This is a genomic window from Kitasatospora sp. NPDC001175, assembly GCF_053598215.1.
In genome coordinates, this window is record NZ_JBSFJU010000008.1 from 51,339 (window position 1) to 69,101 (window position 17,763).

General features: G+C 71.4%; 18 protein-coding genes and 1 pseudogene. 8 read left to right on the top strand and 11 right to left on the bottom strand.

What is annotated here, in order from left to right; genetic code table 11:
• Positions 1-2: 2 nt before the first annotated feature.
• The 11 genes from ACWDAK_RS08510 to ACWDAK_RS08560 all read right to left on the bottom strand — a co-directional run bounded on the left by ACWDAK_RS08510 (position 3) and on the right by ACWDAK_RS08560 (position 8,796).
• Positions 3-1,184 (bottom strand): HAD-IA family hydrolase, encoded by a 1,182-nt coding sequence (locus ACWDAK_RS08510; RefSeq protein WP_344635296.1) that lies wholly within the window; start codon positions 1,182-1,184, stop codon positions 3-5.
• Positions 1,184-1,363, bottom strand: coding sequence for a (2Fe-2S)-binding protein (locus ACWDAK_RS08515; RefSeq protein WP_344635297.1), 180 nt, complete (start codon positions 1,361-1,363; stop codon positions 1,184-1,186). The genes ACWDAK_RS08510 and ACWDAK_RS08515 overlap by 1 nt, the downstream gene beginning before the upstream one ends.
• Positions 1,350-2,063, bottom strand: coding sequence for an HAD family hydrolase (locus tag ACWDAK_RS08520; RefSeq protein ID WP_344635298.1), 714 nt, complete (start codon positions 2,061-2,063; stop codon positions 1,350-1,352). The genes ACWDAK_RS08515 and ACWDAK_RS08520 overlap by 14 nt, the downstream gene beginning before the upstream one ends.
• Positions 2,060-3,406, bottom strand: coding sequence for an aminotransferase class III-fold pyridoxal phosphate-dependent enzyme (locus ACWDAK_RS08525; protein WP_344635299.1), 1,347 nt, complete (start codon positions 3,404-3,406; stop codon positions 2,060-2,062). The genes ACWDAK_RS08520 and ACWDAK_RS08525 overlap by 4 nt, the downstream gene beginning before the upstream one ends.
• Positions 3,403-4,398, bottom strand: coding sequence for a nucleoside-diphosphate kinase (locus ACWDAK_RS08530; protein ID WP_344635300.1), 996 nt, complete (start codon positions 4,396-4,398; stop codon positions 3,403-3,405). The genes ACWDAK_RS08525 and ACWDAK_RS08530 overlap by 4 nt, the downstream gene beginning before the upstream one ends.
• The gene (locus tag ACWDAK_RS08535; protein ID WP_344635301.1) at positions 4,391-5,227 is read right to left on the bottom strand and encodes a formyltransferase family protein; all 837 of its coding nucleotides are present in this window, start codon (positions 5,225-5,227) and stop codon (positions 4,391-4,393) included. Before ACWDAK_RS08535 ends, ACWDAK_RS08530 begins: the two co-directional genes overlap by 8 nt.
• Positions 5,227-6,012, bottom strand: a complete 786-nt coding sequence (locus tag ACWDAK_RS08540) for an alpha/beta hydrolase (protein WP_344635302.1) — start codon at positions 6,010-6,012, stop codon at positions 5,227-5,229. The genes ACWDAK_RS08535 and ACWDAK_RS08540 overlap by 1 nt, the downstream gene beginning before the upstream one ends.
• Positions 6,009-6,713, bottom strand: a complete 705-nt coding sequence (locus tag ACWDAK_RS08545; protein ID WP_344635303.1) for a hypothetical protein — start codon at positions 6,711-6,713, stop codon at positions 6,009-6,011. The genes ACWDAK_RS08540 and ACWDAK_RS08545 overlap by 4 nt, the downstream gene beginning before the upstream one ends.
• A complete protein-coding gene (locus ACWDAK_RS08550; RefSeq protein ID WP_344635304.1) occupies positions 6,713-7,390 on the bottom strand; it encodes a hypothetical protein in 678 nt (225 codons plus the stop codon). The genes ACWDAK_RS08545 and ACWDAK_RS08550 overlap by 1 nt, the downstream gene beginning before the upstream one ends.
• Positions 7,391-7,456: 66 nt before the next feature.
• On the bottom strand, positions 7,457-8,623 hold the full coding sequence (locus tag ACWDAK_RS08555; protein ID WP_344635305.1) for a hypothetical protein: 1,167 nt from the start codon (positions 8,621-8,623) through the stop codon (positions 7,457-7,459).
• The gene (locus tag ACWDAK_RS08560; protein ID WP_344635306.1) at positions 8,620-8,796 is read right to left on the bottom strand and encodes a hypothetical protein; all 177 of its coding nucleotides are present in this window, start codon (positions 8,794-8,796) and stop codon (positions 8,620-8,622) included. The genes ACWDAK_RS08555 and ACWDAK_RS08560 overlap by 4 nt, the downstream gene beginning before the upstream one ends.
• A 274-nt stretch (positions 8,797-9,070) precedes the next feature.
• Between ACWDAK_RS08560 and ACWDAK_RS08565 the strand changes: the two genes are divergently transcribed.
• The 8 genes and pseudogenes from ACWDAK_RS08565 to ACWDAK_RS08600 all read left to right on the top strand — a co-directional run.
• Positions 9,071-10,072, top strand: a complete 1,002-nt coding sequence (locus tag ACWDAK_RS08565; protein ID WP_344635307.1) for a helix-turn-helix transcriptional regulator — start codon at positions 9,071-9,073, stop codon at positions 10,070-10,072.
• 613 nt (positions 10,073-10,685) lie between these two features.
• Positions 10,686-12,047: a TldD/PmbA family protein gene (locus ACWDAK_RS08570; protein WP_344635308.1), complete on the top strand. Its 1,362-nt coding sequence runs from the start codon at positions 10,686-10,688 to the stop codon at positions 12,045-12,047.
• The gene (locus ACWDAK_RS08575; RefSeq protein ID WP_427394058.1) at positions 12,044-13,348 is read left to right on the top strand and encodes a metallopeptidase TldD-related protein; all 1,305 of its coding nucleotides are present in this window, start codon (positions 12,044-12,046) and stop codon (positions 13,346-13,348) included. Before ACWDAK_RS08570 ends, ACWDAK_RS08575 begins: the two co-directional genes overlap by 4 nt.
• Complete coding sequence (locus ACWDAK_RS08580; RefSeq protein WP_427394059.1) at positions 13,338-14,459, top strand: hypothetical protein; 1,122 nt, start codon at positions 13,338-13,340, stop codon at positions 14,457-14,459. The genes ACWDAK_RS08575 and ACWDAK_RS08580 overlap by 11 nt, the downstream gene beginning before the upstream one ends.
• A gap of 163 nt (positions 14,460-14,622) precedes the next feature.
• The gene (locus ACWDAK_RS08585) at positions 14,623-15,573 is read left to right on the top strand and encodes an ABC transporter ATP-binding protein (RefSeq protein WP_344635311.1); all 951 of its coding nucleotides are present in this window, start codon (positions 14,623-14,625) and stop codon (positions 15,571-15,573) included.
• Positions 15,570-16,409: an ABC transporter permease gene (locus ACWDAK_RS08590; RefSeq protein ID WP_344635312.1), complete on the top strand. Its 840-nt coding sequence runs from the start codon at positions 15,570-15,572 to the stop codon at positions 16,407-16,409. Before ACWDAK_RS08585 ends, ACWDAK_RS08590 begins: the two co-directional genes overlap by 4 nt.
• Positions 16,402-17,193: an ABC transporter permease gene (locus tag ACWDAK_RS08595; RefSeq protein WP_344635313.1), complete on the top strand. Its 792-nt coding sequence runs from the start codon at positions 16,402-16,404 to the stop codon at positions 17,191-17,193. The genes ACWDAK_RS08590 and ACWDAK_RS08595 overlap by 8 nt, the downstream gene beginning before the upstream one ends.
• An 81-nt stretch (positions 17,194-17,274) precedes the next feature.
• Positions 17,275-17,730: pseudogene (locus ACWDAK_RS08600) on the top strand (uracil-DNA glycosylase); the annotation flags it as partial.
• Between the last annotated feature and the right edge of the window lie 33 nt (positions 17,731-17,763).

A 17,763-nucleotide genomic window follows, 5' to 3' on the forward strand; every position in this document is an offset into this window, starting at 1 on the left:
CGCTACTCCTTGAACGGAATGTCGGTGACGCCGAGCAGGCCCAGCGCGGCGCCGAGCTGGGCGGCGGTGCGTACCACGGGATCGGCGCCGGTCAGCCGCTCGGTGGGGGTCAGCGCGGCGTAGCCGACGCAGGCCATGCCGGCGGCCAGGGCCGCCGCGACGCCGGGGCCGCTGTCCTCGACCACCACGGCGTTGGCGGGGTCCACGCCCATCCGGGCGGCGGCGTGCAGGAAGACGTCCGGGGCGGGCTTGCCACGGGCGACGTCGGCGGCGCTGTACACCCGGTCCTCGAAGAGCGGTGCGAGCCCGGTGACCTCCAGGCTGAGCGCGAGCCGATCCCGGGGAGAACTGGAGGCGACACAGAATGCGGTGCCCCGTTCGGCCAGTGCCGCAAGGACGTCCACCATCCCGGCAACCGGCCTCAGTTGGTCGCGGAACGCGGCGAGCAGCCGAGCCCGCAGTTGCTCGGCGAAGTCCTCCGGCAGCTCCCGGCCGCTCCGGGCCCGGACGATCTCCCGGACCCGTTCCAGGCTGCCGCCCATGTAGCGGTCGACGCACTCCTGGTAGCCGGTCGGTATCCCCGCCTCGGTGAGCAGCGTGGCCAGCTCCGCGTTGGCGATCGGTTCGGAGTCCACCAGGACCCCGTCGCAGTCGAAGATCACCAGCTCGGCGGTCGCCGGCGTGACGGCCGCCGGGGCGCGCCGGCCGTCCTGGTCCGCCCAGAGCGGGTAGGGGTGCTCCTGGAGGTAGGCGTTGTCGAAGCGCGGGTCGGTGGTGACCTCCTGGAGCACCCAGGTGGGCAGCTCGGTGATCTCCTCGGCCCGGTCCGTCTCCAGCTCCGCGAGGACGAGCCCGGCGTTCTCGCCGAAGAACTCGTCCACGATCCACGGGCCGTCAGGTGTGTCCAGGGTGTGCCGCCGCTTCTCCACCAGCGGCCGCATGCAGAGCGAGTCCAGCAGCTCCTGTGCGTCGGCCAGCGGCAGCGGGTACTCGAACTCCGGCCGGTGGGCGCCGGTGCGGCGGCCCTTCACGGTCAGGGTCGCCGAGCGGCGGTCCTCCACCCTGACCCGCACCACCCGCGCCGGGTCCCCCGAGAGGTAGCCCTGCCGGATCTCCTGGGTGCGCACCGTCGCGGCCCGCCAGCCCGGTCCGACCAGGAACTTGCGTTCCGTTTCCACGCCCATCAGCCCTGCTCTCCCAGCAGTTCCTCGATGTCCCGCAGGCAGTCGCCGCAGCCCTGGTTGGCGCCGGTGGCCTCGCGCACCGAGGGCAGATCGGTGATGCCCTCGTTCAGGGCCGCCAGGATGGCGCGCTCGGTGATGCCGCCGCACAGGCAGACCACCGGATCGTCAGTCCAGAACACCGGTGCTCCTCGCGGTGACGGCCTGGGACCAGGCCTGCAGAGCCGGGTCGGCGAGTGAGTCGAGGAGCCAGTCGTGGTCCAGGCCCTGGCCGGGCAGCGACGGGACGACGACCAGGTGCAGTCCGGCGGCCCGGGCCGCGGCGACGCCGGTGCCGGAGTCCTCGAAGGCCACCGACGCGGTGGGATCGGCGCCCAGGGCCGCGCAGGCCGTGAGGTAGAGGTCGGGGGCCGGCTTGGGGGTGGACACCTCGTCGGCGGCGAAGGAGACCGGGAACAGCTCGGCCAGGCCGGAGGTGGACAGGGCGGTGTCGAGCAGCACTCGGGGGCTGTTGCTCGCCACGGCGACGGGCACCCGTGCGGCGCACGCCCTGACCAGCTCAAGGGCGCCCGGCAGCGCCTTCGCGCCGCCGGCCAGCTCCCGGCGGACACCCTCGAGCAGCTGGGCGGCGAGCCGGTCGCCGTCACCGGGACGGCCGAAGTACTCGGCCATCACGGTGCCGACGTCCGGCAGCGACTTGCCGATCACCAGGGCCTTCTGCTCCGGGCCGAACTCATGGCCGTGCTCCGCGAACAGCGCCGTCTCGGCAAGGGTCCAGCAGCCCTCGGTGTCGACCAGCAGCCCGTCGCAGTCGAAGACGACGGCCTGGATCCCGGTCGGGATCGGTGCGGCGCTGGATGCACGGTGAGCGTGCCCGGTCATGAGTTGTCCTTTTCGGGAGCGGCCGTTGCTTGTAGTGCCAGATCCAGCACCTCGGCGAGGACATCGAGGTCCGACGGGCCGATCACCAGGGGCGGATGCAGGTTGATGACGTCCGGCGCCATGCCGGTGGTGGCCACCAGGACGCCCACGTCCGGGTGGACGCTGCGGCAGTGGTGGCGTAGCCGCGCGGCGTGCGGGCCGGTCAGGACGATCCGGGCGGTGCCGCCCATCGCGTCCACCCGCCGGACGAGGGCCGGGTGACGGGCCGCCAGTTCCCGTAGCCGGACGTCCATTTCCCGCTCCAGCCGGTCGATGTCGGCGTCCACCTCGGTCCAGGCCTGCCAGCGGTCCAGCACGGTGTCGACGACGGCCAGGGCGTGCGGGATGCCGATGTACGTTGAGGAGTGGCTGCCCGGCCGGTAGCGCGACGGGTGGGCCAGCGGTTCGCGGGCCCACACCATGCTGAGCGCGGCGCCGCCGTTGGTCAGCCCCTTGCTGGTGACCACGATGTCCGGGACGACACCGGAGCGCTGGAAGCCCCACCGGGGGCCGACCCGATGCATTCCGGTGAAGATCTCGTCGGCGATCACCAGGGCGCCCTGGCGGCGCGCGTGGTCGACGGCGGCCCGCAGCAGGGCGTGGTCGGGCTCAACCATGCCGCCGACGTTCTGCACCGGTTCGAAGATGAAGGCCGAGACCTTGCGGCCGAAGTCACGGCCACCCACACCGGTCAGCTCCGAGCCCCAGCGGGAGACCGCCTCGACGCAGCCGGGCGGGCAGGTGCCGTTCTCGTCGGCGTGCGGGCAGCGCAGGCTGTCCGGACTGGGCAGCCGGACCACCTCCAGCCCCCAGGCGGCGAGCAGTTCGCGGTAGCGCGGGCTGGAGCTGAGCATGCTGGTGACGCCGGAACGCCCGTGGAAGGCGCCCTCGAAGACCACGACGGTGCCGGGGCCGTTGTTGCTGAAGGCGATCCGCAGGGCGGTCTCCATCGCCTGGGCACCGCCCAGGTCGAGCTCCACCCGCCCAGGTGTCCCCACCACCTCGGAGACCAGGCGTTCCAGCCGCTCCAGCACGCGCAGCCGCACCGTGGACTCGCAGAACGAGGGCAGGGCGGGCAGCTCCATGCACCGCACCAGCGCCTCGTGCAGCAGGTCGCGGTCGTAGCCCCAGGCCACGGTGCCGTTGGCCGCCTCGGCGTCCAGGTAGCGGCGGCCGTCGTCCGCGGTCAGGTAGCAGCCGGAGCCGGCCACGAAGCGCGGTACCGAGGGCTCGCGGTAGATCAGGTTCCCCGCCCCGGCGAAGGAGGGGACGCCGTCAACGGTGGTGGTGCTGGAGTCGGTCATGCGAGAGCCACTTCCGGGGCGGTTGCGGGCAGCCAGTCCGCCGGGCGGGCGGTGGCGAGAATCGGGGTGACGTCGGGGGCGTTGCAGTCGATCCAGCCGGTGACCACGGTGAGGACGTCCCAGCGGGCGGTCCCGTCCGGAAGCTCCAGCTCGCGCAGCGCGTCGAGCCAGGCGGCGACCTGTGCGCGGTCGGCGTGCCCGGTGGCCAGCCGTCCCCACCCGTCGGCGCGTTCGGCCAGCCGGCGCAGTGCGGCGGCCAGGTCGAGGTCGTGCGCGGGGATCTGCTCCTCCAGCTGCGGCAGCAGCTCCTTGGCGGGGTTGTCGGGGGCCGCGGCGTCGGGCAGCGGCCGCCCCAGTCCCTCGGCGAGCCACTGGGAGCCGGTGCGATAGCAGAAGAGCCGCAGTTCGCGCACCAGATCGGCGGGGTCGTCGGCGGTGTGCACGAAGTTGAACAGGCCGTTCACCCGGCCGATCCTGGTCCGCAGGTCCTGACCGCGTGCGGCGTTCGGGTCGGCGGCTCCCTTGAGCGCGGTCAGGCGCACGCTCGCGGGCAGCCGCTGGTGGTCCGGTGTCGCGTCGCGGTGGGCGTCGCGGAGCAGCACCACCAGTGAGGGGCCCGAGCCGAGCAGGTGGTCGACCACGGCGATCCGCTGGTCGGAGGCGGCGTTGAACTGGTAGCGCCAGATCTCCCGGGTGAGCAGCGGGTCGAACCGCACCGGCGCGGCGGCGACCGGGCGGAAGCCCTCCTCGGCGAGGGTGTCCAGCACCAGGGCGCAGCGGCGGCCGGCCACCGCGTCGGGCTTGAGCACCACGAAGGTGTACTCGGCCAGCCGGTCCAGCGCCCCGAGCGCTCCGAACAGTCGCAGGCCCTCCCGCGCATAGGTGTCGAGCCGGTAGTGGTCGCGCTTGCTCCGGTCGGCGGTCAGCGCCTCCAACGCGGCGGCGGGTACGGTGGTGCGGCGGTCGAGGTCCGCCGGTGAGGATTCAGGCACGGAGATCACTGCTCGCTGTCAGTCGGCAGCCGCCGAGCGGGGTGGGCACACCGTCCACCAGGACGGCCCTGCTGCCGTCGGGGTGTTCGGTGCCGGACAGGGCGAGCCGGCCGGCGGCGAAGGCCCGGACCGTCCATTCCAGGCAGAACGGGTCGCTCTGCCGCTTCTGCATCAGCTCCTGCTGCCAGGCGTCCTCGACGGTGGCCTGCCGGCCGGCCACGGGGACCTCGGGTCCCATGGCCAGGACGGCGCCGCCGTCGCGGGTGCCGTCCACCAGGAAGCAGGAGGTGCGGGTGGTGCGGCGGCCCAGCGCCATGGCCAGCCGGACCGGGTCCTTGCCGATCAGCAGGCGCTCGCCGCCCGGACCGAGATCGGCGAGGTCGCCCGGGTGCTGATTGATCATCCGGCCCGCGTAGCGGTCCAGCAGGTCGCCCTCGATCCAGCGGTGGTAGGCGAGCACGATCAGGTCGAGCTCGCCGTGCCGGCCCTCCCAGTCCGCCAGCCGGGTGTTCAGCTCGTCGTGCCAGGCCCGGGCCCGGGCCCGGTAGGCCTGGCGGGCGCGCGGGTCGTCGCAGGCGGCCGAGGCGGTGCCGCAGCAGGCGTCGAAGTCGCCGGGCCAGGCCTCGACGCCTGCCCCGCGGGCCAGCTCCAGCGCCTTGACGCGTTCGGCGTGGGAGGCGACCAGGCAGACCTCGAAGCCCTCGGGCTCGCGGCGGCCCAGGTCCAGCAGGGTGCGGAGGTTGGCTCCGGTGGCCGAGACCAGGACACCGATGCGCAACGGGCCGCTGGTCGAACGGCGGCGCAGTCGATCGGTGTGGTGCGGGGTCACTAGGAATCTCCCTTCGCAGTCCCGAGGGCGGACATCAGGTCGAGGACGACCGCGCAGCCGGGGCGCTGCGGATTGACCAGGTGCATGTGCCGGGCTCCGGGGACCTCGGTGTGCCGCAGCGGCAGTCCCGCCGATCGCCAGCGGTCCAGCTGACGGTGCGTCAACTCGGCCGGTACGGCCTGGTCCTCGGCGGCGCTGACGACGTCCAGTCCGGCCAGGTCGCGCGGGTCGGGGGCCGGGGTGGCCTGGCCGGCGGTGCCGCCGGCCGCCAGGTGATCGGCCAGGTACTGCTCGACGGCCCCCGCGCCGACGCCCAACTCGCTCGCCGCCACCAGGTCGGCCACGGGCGCGAGCAGCAGCAGGCGGCGCCGCTCGGCGTGTCCGGCGGCCATCCCCAGGGCCAGCTGCGCCCCGGCCGAGTGGCCGACCAGCAGGGCATCGGCCCAGGCCGGATCGAGCGCGCGCAGCGCCACGTCGGCGGCCAGCGCGTCCTGGACCGCGCCGGGCCAGGCGCCGCCGTCCCAGAGCGGGCGGTACTCGACGGCCGCCACCGCCCGACCGCGGCCGACCAAGGCGGTGGCGAGCGGCCGCAGGTCGCGGGCCACCCGGTCGTGGCGCCAGAATCCACCGTGCAGCAGCACGATCCGGTTCCGGGCGGGGGCCCCGGCCGGCAGGTACAGGTCCACCCGGTGCCAGGCGGAGCCGCCGTAGCGCAGCGATCCGTACCGGATGTCGTCGCCCGCGCCGCCGCCCGCCGCGTCCGCCGCCCTGGTCGTGGCCGTCACAGCAGGCCGAGTGCTTCCAGCCGCCCCAGCCAGTGGGCGAGCCGCTCGTCGGACATCCGCACCTCGGCGCGGCGCTCGGCGCTCTCGTCGGCCTGGCCGTAGCGCCACCACACGTGGCCGTCGGCGCGGCGGATCATGAACGACCGCTGCTTGCGCGCCGGGCTCTGGATCATCAGCGAGATGGTCTCCGGTGCGGTGATGGTGGTGTGCAGCTGCTCGTGGTCGAGTGTGATGACCTGCCCCTCGTCCTCCTGGCGCACCAGGTACGGCCAGAACCGGGTCACGTCCGCCGTCTCGTCCAGCGGCTGGTCGGTGGCGTACAGGGTGTGCTGGTAGGCGCCCCGCAGGATGTACGCGGTGAAGCTGTAGCGGTGGTTGTGCACCCGCTCGTACTGGTCGGTGTTGGCCAGCCGCAAGCGGATCCGCAGCCCCTTCTCCTGGTCGTCCCAGAGGACGATCTTGTCGTCCAGCGCGTGGCACTCGAACTTCTCGCGCAGCTCGGGGGTGTGCAGCGCGCGCAGCACCAGGGTGCGGAGCAGGTCGCGGTCGTCGCCGATCCGGCGGGCGATACCCTCGGTCACCTCGGCGGCGGCGTCCAGGTCGTCCCAGCGCACGCTCGGCAGGGACTCCATCAGCGCCACCGCGCGTGCGGCGTCCGCGGCTGGCGGTGCCGTCGGCAGGGTGTCGGGAAGCGCAGTCATCAGAGGACCTCCATCCCGCGCAGGCGACCGGTGAGCTCGTCGAAGTACGCCTTGCTGATCCGCTTGCTCTCCCGCCGCGAGGCCTTCTCCTGGTCCTCGCCGTAGCGCCACCAGACACGTCCGGTCTCCCGCTCGGTGATGATCGAGCGGTCCTTCTCGGCGGGGCCGCGAAGGAAGAGGGAGACGGTGTCCGGCGTGGTGTACGTGGTGTGGATCTCGCTGTGGTGCAGCGTGTAGCAGTTGCCCGCGCGCTCGGTGGTGACGAAGCGCGGCACCACCTTGAGATCGGTGGGGACGGCCTCGAAGTCGTTCTGCGCGTCCTCGGGGACGTCCGGCGCCTGGCCGACCAACTCGTGCCTGATGTGTCGGTAGTTGCCGCGCATGATCAGCGAGCTGAAGGAGAACCGGTGGTCGTGCGGCCGGTCCAGGTGGTCGTCGGTGGAGACGTGGACGCGGATGCGGAACCCGCGGTCCAGGGCGTCGTAGATGACCAGCTTGTCGATCAGGCGGTGGTGCTCGCATTTGTCGAAGAGGTCCTCCTCCTCCCGGGCGCGCTCCAGCAGCATCGTCAGCGACTGCTTGTCGGCGGCCAGTTCGGTGAGAATCTCCTTGGTCTGCGCCCTGGCCCGGGGCAAGTCGGACCAGTCCACGACCAGACGGTCGAGTGCTTCCAGCATGGGGGTACTCCGTTGGTAGCTGTGCCGTGAGTGCGGATCGCCGCAGCGCGCTGGGGCGGCGCGGCGTCAGGCCGGGCTGGAGTGGGACCGGCTGCTGGGCACCATGGCGCGGGGCCCGCTCCCGTCGGCGATCTCCAGGCCGAAGGTGCGGTGGGCCGTGCCGGCCACCAGCTGCCAGATGTCCGCGTCACCGAGCTGCTGCGACCGGGCGTTGGCGATCTGCCGGGCCAGCGGCTGCGAACCGGCGGCGACGATGCCGCCGGCCTGGTACCAGAGCCCGTTCTCGCCGGTCTGGTGCAGTTCCTGGCCGCCGAGCCGGGCCGAGTCGCAACGGTCGGTCATCAACATGGTGTTCTGCGGGCCCATCAGCTCGACGGCGCGAGCGGCGATGGCGAGGTCGACGTGCTCGCCGTCGAAGTTGATGCAGGCGGCGATGCGCCCGGCGGCCGCCTCCCGCATGATCGCGGCCGGCACCGGGCCCACCGTCCGCGCCGCGTTCTCCAGCGTCCACGAGGGCAAGTCGTACGAGGCGATGGTGGCCTCGCGGTCGCGGCGGGCGGCCGTGGTGCGGAAGGCGTGGCGGATGTTCAGCGGCATGTCGTTGAACAGGTGGTCGGTCACCACCCTGGTGCCGGTGCCGTTCCACTCGGCCTGCCAGGCGAGGTCGACCAGCTCGGTGACCTGCTGGGCGCTGCGCTCCGGATCCGCCCGCGTGAAGTGCCCGAGGGCGGGCCGCACGCCGTGGCCGAGCATGGTCTCGATCAGCCAGGGGAAGTCGAGCTGCTCCGCCCGCAGTGCGTCGCCCAGCTCGGAGGCGGGCGAGAAGATGTCCGGCGAGACCACGGAGTACACCAGACCGTGTTCGCCCAGGCTGGTCAGCCGTTCCCACTCGTGACGGGTCGGCACCCAGACGGTGGCAGCCGGTGTGCCGCCGTGGCTGGCCAGCAGCGGCCCTTCGAGCGCGATCCCGGCGATGTGCGGCAGCAGTCCGTCACGGCGCAGGGCCTCGTAGCGGTGCACGAAAGCCTCGAACTCGGCGAGCCGGTCGCGGTGCAGATAGAGCGTCGGCAGGCTGAGCACGCCCTCCCGGGCGCAGGCCTCGTCCAGCCGGAGCAGGTCCAGCGAGCCGAAGTCGGAGAAGTCGACGTCGCCGAAGCCGTGGCAGTGCACCTCGACCGGCAGATCGGCGAAGGCCGTCGTGCCGGTCGAGCCGCTGGCGGCCGCGGCCGTCACCGAGTGCCTCCCGCGGGCGGGATGACCTGATCCCAGCGGATGTCCGCGGCCGCGGTGTTCTGCGTGGGCGTGCGACCGTCGTGAACCGCGACCGCGGCAGAGGTGACGCCGACGGCCAGCAGGGCTACCGCGGTCAGCAGGGCGGTACGTACGGTGACAATCAAACGGTTCATGGAAAACTCGATTTTCTGGCTCTGCCCGGATTGATTCCGAGACTGTGCGGGTCTGACGCCGCAGCTGCTTACCGAGTGGGAGAAGCGTGCCGGGCCGCCCTAGGCGGCGGCTTCGGTACAGAGCTCCTCCACGTCTCAGGTGAGCTGCCAAACGCTTCCTAGAAGATCTTTACTCGCGCAATCGACCTGATCTATAAGTTGAGGGGGGCAGGAAGCTGCATTGCAGCAACAGGAGGCCGCTTCACCATCGCGGCTTTGGGCTGGGGAGTCACTCATGACGGTTTCGGTCGATCACCAGGACGCGAGCGACCTTTATCGCTACGCACTGAACGGCCACCGCCTGGATCTGGATGAGGTTGTCGCCACGTTCGGCTGGTCCCGGGAGCGGGTGGAGGCGGTCGTCGAGCAGCTGCGGGGACTGGCCCTGCTGCAGTCCGCGCCGCAGTCGCCGGGCCGCTATGTGCCGACCTCGCCGGCGCAGGCCGAGAGTTACCTGGTGGATCCGCTGCTCGCCGAGATCGAGCGCTGTCAGCGGCAGAGCCAGCGCATCCGCAAGGGGCTGGCCGAGTTCGCCCCGATCTACTCGCAGTTGGAGGAGGGCTCCGGAGCCAGCGAAGTCATCGAGGGTCCGGATGCGATCAACCGGGAGATCGCCCGGGTCGCGGCGGCCTGCACCGAGGAGATCTGCACCGCGCAGCCTGGTGGCGGCCGCTCCCTCGCCTCCATGGAGGCCGCCTGGCGCGACACACGCGAGCTGCTCGAGCGGGGCGTCCGGATGCGGACCGTCTACCAGAGCTCGGCCGTCTTCTCCGGCCCGACCAGGGAGTACGTACTGCGGGTCGGCCACTACGGGTCGGAGGTGCGGACGATGGCCGAGTTCTCCGAGCGGCTGATGATCTTCGACCGCAAGGTCGCCTTCATCCCGGGGAACAGCCAGCGCAGCTCGGCCGTGGTGATCCGCCAGCCCGCGATCGTCCAGTTCCTCGCGGACGTGTTCGAGCGGACCTGGCTGGCCGCGATCCCCTTCGCGACGGAACTGCCCACCAGTACGGTCTCCGAGGCGGTCGACGGGGTGCGTCTGACGATCGCTCGGCTTCTCGCCGAGGGCGCGACGGATGAGGTCGTGGCCCGGCGGGTGGGGCTGAGCGTGCGTACCTGCCGAGCCCATGTCGCCAAGCTCTACGAGCAGTTCGGGGCACAGAGCCGTTGCCATCTGGGGGTGTTGCTGGCTCGGTCGGGCCTGCTCCACGCGCAGCCGGACTGCAGGCGCAGCTAGCCCGGTTGCCGGTCCGGAGCGCGGCCCGGCGCTTTGCACGCCCTGGACACGACGCCCGGTCTCCCGCATGATGATCGGGTTCCACCGATCCAGCACCCCGTCGGCCGCGCCGGCGGGGTTTCGCGGCGCAGTCGCATTCCTAGGCCTTGTCCGGCCGGTCTTCCTGGCCTGGACGAGTATGCGACCGGTCCGCTGTGGGCCCGCGCGTTTCTTCGGGCGCATGCGACCGTTCGCGTTGTGTTGCGGCGCGGCCCGTTCCCGGGCGCCCGAGTCGGCGCGTGCCGAAGATATTCGAACGACCGGCGAAAAGGGACTTGACGCCGCGGGATCCCAGTCTCTAACTTCGAATGCAGAGCGGCTGGCGGAAATGATCGCCGAAGCGGCTCGCTCAGGAATCGGTACAGTCTTTCTTCGAGTCCGGTCCTGATTCTCCGGAATACCCCTGCAATGGCAGGGACGGTATTTCTCCCCTGATGTGGATGGCCGATCCGGTCGGTTCTCCCGGCTGGGCCGAACGGCAGCGCCATCCCCCGGGTTTTTCTCCGCACAGCATTCCAGGTATGTCCGAAGTGGCGCCGATGCCGGTCGCCCGCGATGAAGGAGAGGGTAGGAAATGAATCGTCCGGAAGCTTCCTCCTCCGGGGCGCAGGTGACCGACGGTGCCGCCAACATCTACCTGGAGCGAGGGTTTGAGCAGGTCACAGCGGTGAACTCGGCCGGCGAGCGACTGTTCTCCGGACGCCGCCTCGACGGCATGGCGGTCCGATCGACGGGTGCCGGGGACAGCTTCTTCGTCCAGCGGTCCGGGGTCGGGGCCGGGCATGTCCGGGCATTGCTTTCAGATGTCGCAGAGGTGGCCGCCGGATTGCCGATCAATTACCTCGAGGCCGCGCTCGTATCCGCTTCCCAGCTGGTGGAGGGGCTCGCCCCGACCATTGCCACCAAACATGACGTAGTCGGTGAACTGCTGGCGGCGGCGAGGGAGGGGGCGCTTTCGTGCGGTGCCCGGAACGCGGAGGCCCGGCTATGGCACCAGGAACGCTGCTACGTATCCGGCCCGGACATATCCGGTGCGGCCGGTCCCGCGCTCCGGCAGAATGTCGGAATGCGCCGGCTCACCGTGAGTGCGGGAATCGGTGCACAGCGTGGGACGGTGACCATCGCCGAGCTGGCTCACCTGCCGCTGACCGTCGAACGGGCGGCCGAGGCCGGCCGGCGGGCCGCGGAACGAGTTGCCAACCTCGCGGTGGCCACGGCGCCGAGCCGGGCACGGGCGGCAGTGGTCCTGGCCCCGGAGGCCGCAGGCGTCTTCGCGCACGAGGTGATCGGGCATGCCCTGGAAGCCGACACCGCCGTTTCCTCGAGTCTGTGGCGTCAGCGCGGACAGTCGGTCTCCCATCCCGATCTGACGGTTCGTGACGATGGCACCGACCCTTGGGCCTGGGAGCGGGTGGCGAGCGATGAGGAGGGCACGCCCTGCACGGTGGCGGCCGATCTCATCGTGGGCGGCGCTGTCGAAGGTGTCCTGACGGACCGTGCCAACGCGGCACGCCTGGGCGTTCGAGCCAGCGGTCATGCCCGTCGGGGTGCCTACACCAACCCGCCAGTACCGCGGATGCGGCATCTGACGGTGGAGCGCGGACCGGAATCGCCGCAGGAGATCATCCGCGACACGGCTGACGGGATCCTCGTCCTGGAGGTCGGTTCCTCGGACGCCGTTCCCGCCGAGGGGCGCTTCATGATCCGGGTGGTCGAGGCACGGGAGATCGTCAACGGCGAGATCGGCAGGCCGCTCACCGGATTCACCGTCCACGGCGGACTGGCGGAACTCGCGACCCTGGACGCGGTCGGCAACGACGCGGCCGGAAGCGTCTCGATGTGCGGCCGCCAGGGGCGCTGGCTGCCGGTTTCGCACCGGGCTCCCACCCTGAGGCTCGGTCACCTGGGCATCCGTGGCAAGGGGGTGCCCGCATGACCACCGCAGACACTGCCGCGCTGTGCGCTGCCGTTGTGGCCCAAGCGCGGGGCGACGAGCGGATCGAGGTCTTCGCCCGCCGCGTCCGCACCGTGATGACCCGGCTCGGCTCGTCGGGCCAGGCACACGACCAGATTTCCGACGGCTGGATGATCGGCGTCCGTTCATCGGTGGACGACCGGCTCGGCCTGGCTACCGGCAACGTACTCGACGAGCGAGGACTGGCCACGATCCTGGCCGACGCCCGGCGGGCCCGGGTCGAGGTGCCGCGCCCGGTCGCACGGGAGGACGGCCGTGGGCAGGTGGCGGCGCGTCCGGCAGCGGAACCGGTCCACGGCTCCAGTACACCGGCGCAGTTGCGGGCCATCGCCGCGGCCGTCCACCGGGACGCCTCAGCCGGCGGTCCGGCGGTGGTCACGGTCGGTAGCACCCGGCGGGTCGTGGTGCTCCACGACTCCGCGGGCCGCAGCGAGACGCACCAGCAGACCGAGGCGCAACTTCACATCCGCTCGGCTACCCGCGGTCTCGACGCTGCTCAGGGAGCCCGGATCCGCAGGAACGTCACCGAGCTTCCGATCGACGGCGCGCTGGCGGAGTACACCCGCAGCTTCAGCGCCCTGACCGGATCACCGGCCCCGTCCGGCCGACCCCAGTGGATCCTGCTGTCACCGCTGCTCGTTGCCCGCATCGTCGGCCGGATCAGCCGCGCCTTCCTGCGCAACGCCAACCGGGCGCACAGCTGGAAGACGGGCGATGTCATCGGCACGGGTCGGCAGAAGCTGGTTCTGGTGGACGACGGCGCGGCCCAGCGTGGACCGGGGGCCATTCCGGTGGACGACGAGGGCGTGGCGCGACGCCGCACGGTCCTGCTGGACCGGGGCAGGGTCGCGGGACTGCTCGGCTGCACCAGCGCCGGACCTTCCACCGGAAGCGCCCAGTGGGGTGGGTGGGACAGCGAGATCCTGCCGGCCACCGCAGCCTGCTACGTCGAGCCGACCACGGAGCAGGTGGTCGCGGCACCGGAGAGCCTGCCGGGAGACGGGTTCGTCGCCGAGGACCTGCGTGGCTTCCGCGGCGGTCTGGACTTCACGACCGGCCGCATCGAATGCGAGTTGACCGGAGTGGTGATGCGCGACGGGAAGCCGGTCGGAACGGGGCGCATCGCGCTGTCGGCCGCCCCGGGCGAGTTCCTCGGTGCCTTCGACGAGGTGTACTCCGGTACCGAGTTCTATCGAATCCAAGGCCTGCATGGAGGTTCCTGGTGTCTACTCAACGGTTCGGTGGTGCACGGTGATTGCTGAACGCGAGGCATCGGTCTCGACGGTGGTGGCGGTAGCCGACAAGTTCGTCGACGAGACGCATCTGGCGGCAGCCCGGAGCGTCCTGGAGCGGGTCGTCGACACGGACAAGGTGCGGTTGGCCTTCGTCGGTGGCTCGTTGGCCGCGGGTCTGGGCCACGGGATGTCGGACGTCGATCTGTACGTCGCCGCCGAACCGGGCACGGACCTGCCGAAGCGCGGCTACCGTGAAGGCGGGTACGTCGTCCAGATCAACCCCCTGTCGACCGCGCAGCTGGAGCAGATCGCCGCGATCTGCACCGAGTTCACGGCCAGCCGCACGGACCGCTGGCAGGTCCTGGTGGGCGATGTGGAACTGCAGCCGTCGATCCGGTACGCGATCGGCTCGGTGCTGATCGACAAGGACAGCGGTCTGCCGTCCACCGACCAGGCCAAGCTGACGGTCCGTAAGATCCTGATGACGCGTTGGGCCTACGATGTGTCGGGCTTCGGCGAGGACGCGCTGGGGGCGCTGCAGGTCGGCGACGAACTCACCGCGCTGCAGTCCTCCTCGATCGCCGTCGAGTGCGCGGTGGAATGCGTGCTCGCCGCCGTCGGAGACGTCTACCTGGGCCGCAAGTTCCTCCTGCGGCGTACGGCCCGCAACGAGGCGCTGCGCGAGGTGCTCCCGCGGATCTGGGACGGGCTGCGGCTGCCGCAGGCCCCCGGCGGCATCGAGGAGACGACCCGCGTCGTCACCGAGAACATGCGGGTGGCCGGTCACCTGGTGGTGAACGCGCTGCTCGACGGCTGGGACGCGCCGGCGCCGCACATCGCCGCCTGCCCCGACCACTGGGAGGACGGCGGTCCGACCAGGAGCCCCTGGGTGGTGCCCGTCCGCCTCTCCGATTCCTGGGGCATGGCCGGACCGGACGCCGGATACCGGGTCAAGCAAGGCACGGTCCGCCTCTGGCGCGAGCTGGATGGCCGGTCCCTCGATGACGTGCACCGCAGCTTCGAGGCCGACCCCGACCTTGCCGGGACCCCCCGAGAACTTCTCGACACTGCCACCGCGCAGTTGATCGAGAGGAACGTCGTCGCAACGGGCGACGGCGTTGCAACAGCCGATAGTTGATGAGGAGTTGACCATGGAGAACAACGAGATGGACATCATCGAGGACAACGAGTACGCCGCCGAGGTGATCTAACTCGTGTGTCTGCGGGGGGCGGCTTTCGAGCCGCCCCCCGCTCATCCGTGTGCCGCGGCGCTCGCCGCGGATCGTGAGGAGGGTAGGGCCGTGGACCATCCGGCGATCGAGATCCTGGACGTGGGACGGGTGTTCACCGAGTCCGGGAAGAACCTGGTTGCCCTGGACGGGGTTTCCTTCACCGTCGGCCAAGGGGAGATCGTCGGCCTGCTCGGCGGGAACGGCGCCGGCAAGACCACGCTGACCAAGATCCTCTCGACCCTCCTGCTGCCCACCACGGGCACTGCCCGGGTGCTGGGGGCGGACGTGCTGCGAGACCCGACCGCGGTCCGCGCCCGCCAGTCGGTGGTCCTCGGCGGAGACCGCGGACTGTACGGGCAGTTGACGGCCCGGGAGAACCTGCGGTTCTTCGGCATGCTGGACGGCATCGCGCACCGCAGCCTGATGGCGCGGCTGGATTCGGCCCTGGAGGAGGTCGGGCTCGCCCAGGCCGCCGACCGCCGGGTCGAGTCGTTCTCCAAGGGAATGCGCCAGCGGCTGCACATCGCCATCGGCCTGATCTCGGACCCGCGGGTGCTGCTGCTCGACGAGCCCACGGTCGGTCTCGACCCGGTCGAGGCGGCTCGGCTGCGGGCCTCGGTCGCCTCGCTGCGCCGCAGCGGCGTGGCGGTCCTGTTGACCAGTCACTACCTGCTCGACGTCGAAGAACTCGCGGACCGTGTGGTGATGTTGGACAAGGGCCGGGTCACCCACGAGATGTCGGTGGCCGACTTCTCAGCCAGCCTGGGATACACCGCCACCGTCGTGGTGCGGGGCTCCGGTGCCGCGCCGGCCCAGGAGCGGTTCCGCCCGACGGGCGCGGTCGGCGTCCGGATCGAAGCCGATGCCGGGGGCTGGCAGCTGACCCTGCAGCTCCCGCAGTGGAGTCCCGCGGTGCTCGTCGGCCTCGGCGAGGCGCTGGGGCAGGCGCGGATCGAGGGCATGGAGGTACTGCCTGCGCGTCTGGAGGACGCCTTCATCCAGCTCCAGGCCCAGACATGAGCAGCGGTGCGCCGAACGGCGCTGCGCGGACCGGCTTCGCCACGGCCGTGGCGCGGGTGGGGGCCCGTTGGGTGCGGATCCTGGCCGCCTCCGCGCGGATGCAGATCCTGGTCATCCGCAGCCATCCGGCCGTGCCGATCACGGCGGTGGTCCAGCCCGTGGTCTTCTACGTGGTGATGGCCGGCCAGCACGGCGGCGCCGACTCCCCGGCGCAACGGGCATCGCGGCTGATCGCGATCCTGCTCACCTCGCTGTGGGGCGCGACCCTGTGGGCCGTCGGCGGCATTCTGCGCCGCGAGATCGCCGAGGGCACTCTGGCCAGGAACCTCACCAGCCTGACCGATCCGCGCCTGGTCGTCATCGGCAAGTGTCTTGGCAGCTCACTGCTGGTGTTGACCACGCTGGTCGGCACCAGCCTGGTGCTGGCGCTGGTCACCGGAGCCCGGGTGCCGCTCGACGCCGTGCCCTGGATGCTGCTGGGAGCGGTGCTGGTCGCCCTCTCGGGAACGGCCCTGGGGTTCGCGCTCTGCAGCCTCTTCGTGCTCACCCGGCATGCCGTGCACGTGACCGCCGCGCTGACCTACCCGGTGTTCATCCTTGGGGGACTGCTGATCCCGACCTCGCTCATCCCCGGACAGCTCTCCTGGCTGTCCCGGCTGATCAGCCTCTACTGGGCCGATCAGTTCCTTGGCAGGGTCGCCGGCGGCGGCGCCGTCCCGCTCACGGCCCTGTCGATGCTCGTCCTGCTCATCACGCTGTACTACGTGACCGGCCACGTCCTCTTCCGCCGCGTCGTGGACCGGGCGCGCCGAAAGGGGACAATCGACCTTGGGTGAGCACGCCCGGCGCCATCTCGAGGCGATCAGGACCGGCTACCTGATCTATCTCGCCGACAATCCGCTTAAGGTCCAGCTGACCACCACGCTGCCGCGGCTGCTGCTGCAGGGGATCTTCTACACCATGCTCGGGCGCCTGGTCGGTGGCCAGAGCGGCGCGCACTTCGCCTTCATCGGCGCGATCGCCTTCGCCGCCTGCACGGACACGGTGATCGGCGTCTGCGACGTGCCGATGACCGATCAGTGGTCCGGTACCTACTACCGGCTGCAGACCGGTGCGCTGCCGCCCGGTGCCGTCTACCTCTGCCGGTCGCTGCCGTACCTGACGTCCGGATTCCTCTACTCGCTGCTGGTGCTGCTGGTGGACGGTCCGGTGCTCGGATTCGCCGGCAGCCTCGGCTCCCTGACCGCAGTGCTTCCGCTCTACCTGCTCACCGCGACGACCTCCACCATGTTCGGCCTGGCGCTGGCCGCCCTCGCGGTCGGCGGCAGCCGGGACGTCCTCTACGGCAACCTCGGCTCCTACTTCGTGCTGGCCGCCTCGGCGATCGTTTCCCCACTCGCCTCGAAGCTGCGCTGGCTGGCCGTGCTCGGTGAGGTCCTGCCGCTCGGCCACGGCCTCAAGGCGATCCGTGCCGCCACCGCCGGCTCGCCGTGGCTGGTGCAGCTGGCGCTCGAGGTCCTCGTCGGCCTCGGTTGGCTGGCGGTCGCCCTGCTGGTGGTGCAGGCCAGGGACCGTGCGGCCCGCGGACGGCGCGTCAGCGTCGGCCGCCTGCACAGCTAGTGCTCGGCCCGCCCGGCCCGGGCGCGACGGAAGGCATGGTGCCGACCCGGTCAGGCGCTGTTATCGGATCTGTCATCTGCTCACGCTGTCGGGTTGATCTTCTCGGTCGCGCCGCAGGTCCGCCCGATCCCGGGCAGCCTGATCAACATCTTCCAGGAGTACGGCCGCGACCTGGGCTTCCCGCCGCCCTCCAACGGCGACCTCACCCCGTGGACGCAGCAGGGCGTCCTGCTGCTCAACCGCGCCCTGACCACCGCGCCGGGCAAGCCGGCCGCACACCGGGGCAAGGGCTGGGAGGAGGTCACCGAGCAGGCGATCCGGGCGCTGGTGGCGCGCGGCGGTCCGCTGGTGGCGATCCTGTGGGGGCGCGACGCCCGTAACCTGCGCCCGCTGCTGGGGCCGGTGCCCGCGGTGGAGTCGGCGCACCCGAGCCCGATGTCGGCGGACCGGGGCTTCTTCGGCTCCCGTCCGTTCAGCCGGGCGAACGAGATGCTGGTCGGTCAGGGCGCGCAGCCGGTGGACTGGCGACTGCCCTAACCGTCCTCGACTCGCCGCCGGGGAGAAGCACGG

What these genes read in the sequence shown, in the direction of transcription:
- ACWDAK_RS08510 (WP_344635296.1), bottom strand. Translation starts at nt 1,184, where the DNA reads ATGGGCGTGGAAACGGAACGCAAGTTCCTGGTCGGACCGGGCTGGCGG.
- ACWDAK_RS08520 (WP_344635298.1), bottom strand. Translation starts at nt 2,063, where the DNA reads ATGACCGGGCACGCTCACCGTGCATCCAGCGCCGCACCGATCCCGACC.
- ACWDAK_RS08525 (WP_344635299.1), bottom strand. Translation starts at nt 3,406, where the DNA reads ATGACCGACTCCAGCACCACCACCGTTGACGGCGTCCCCTCCTTCGCC.
- ACWDAK_RS08545 (WP_344635303.1), bottom strand. Translation starts at nt 6,713, where the DNA reads ATGACTGCGCTTCCCGACACCCTGCCGACGGCACCGCCAGCCGCGGAC.
- ACWDAK_RS08550 (WP_344635304.1), bottom strand. Translation starts at nt 7,390, where the DNA reads ATGCTGGAAGCACTCGACCGTCTGGTCGTGGACTGGTCCGACTTGCCC.
- ACWDAK_RS08560 (WP_344635306.1), bottom strand. Translation starts at nt 8,796, where the DNA reads ATGAACCGTTTGATTGTCACCGTACGTACCGCCCTGCTGACCGCGGTA.
- ACWDAK_RS08565 (WP_344635307.1), top strand. Translation starts at nt 9,071, where the DNA reads ATGACGGTTTCGGTCGATCACCAGGACGCGAGCGACCTTTATCGCTAC.
- ACWDAK_RS08570 (WP_344635308.1), top strand. Translation starts at nt 10,686, where the DNA reads ATGAATCGTCCGGAAGCTTCCTCCTCCGGGGCGCAGGTGACCGACGGT.
- ACWDAK_RS08575 (WP_427394058.1), top strand. Translation starts at nt 12,044, where the DNA reads ATGACCACCGCAGACACTGCCGCGCTGTGCGCTGCCGTTGTGGCCCAA.
- ACWDAK_RS08590 (WP_344635312.1), top strand. Translation starts at nt 15,570, where the DNA reads ATGAGCAGCGGTGCGCCGAACGGCGCTGCGCGGACCGGCTTCGCCACG.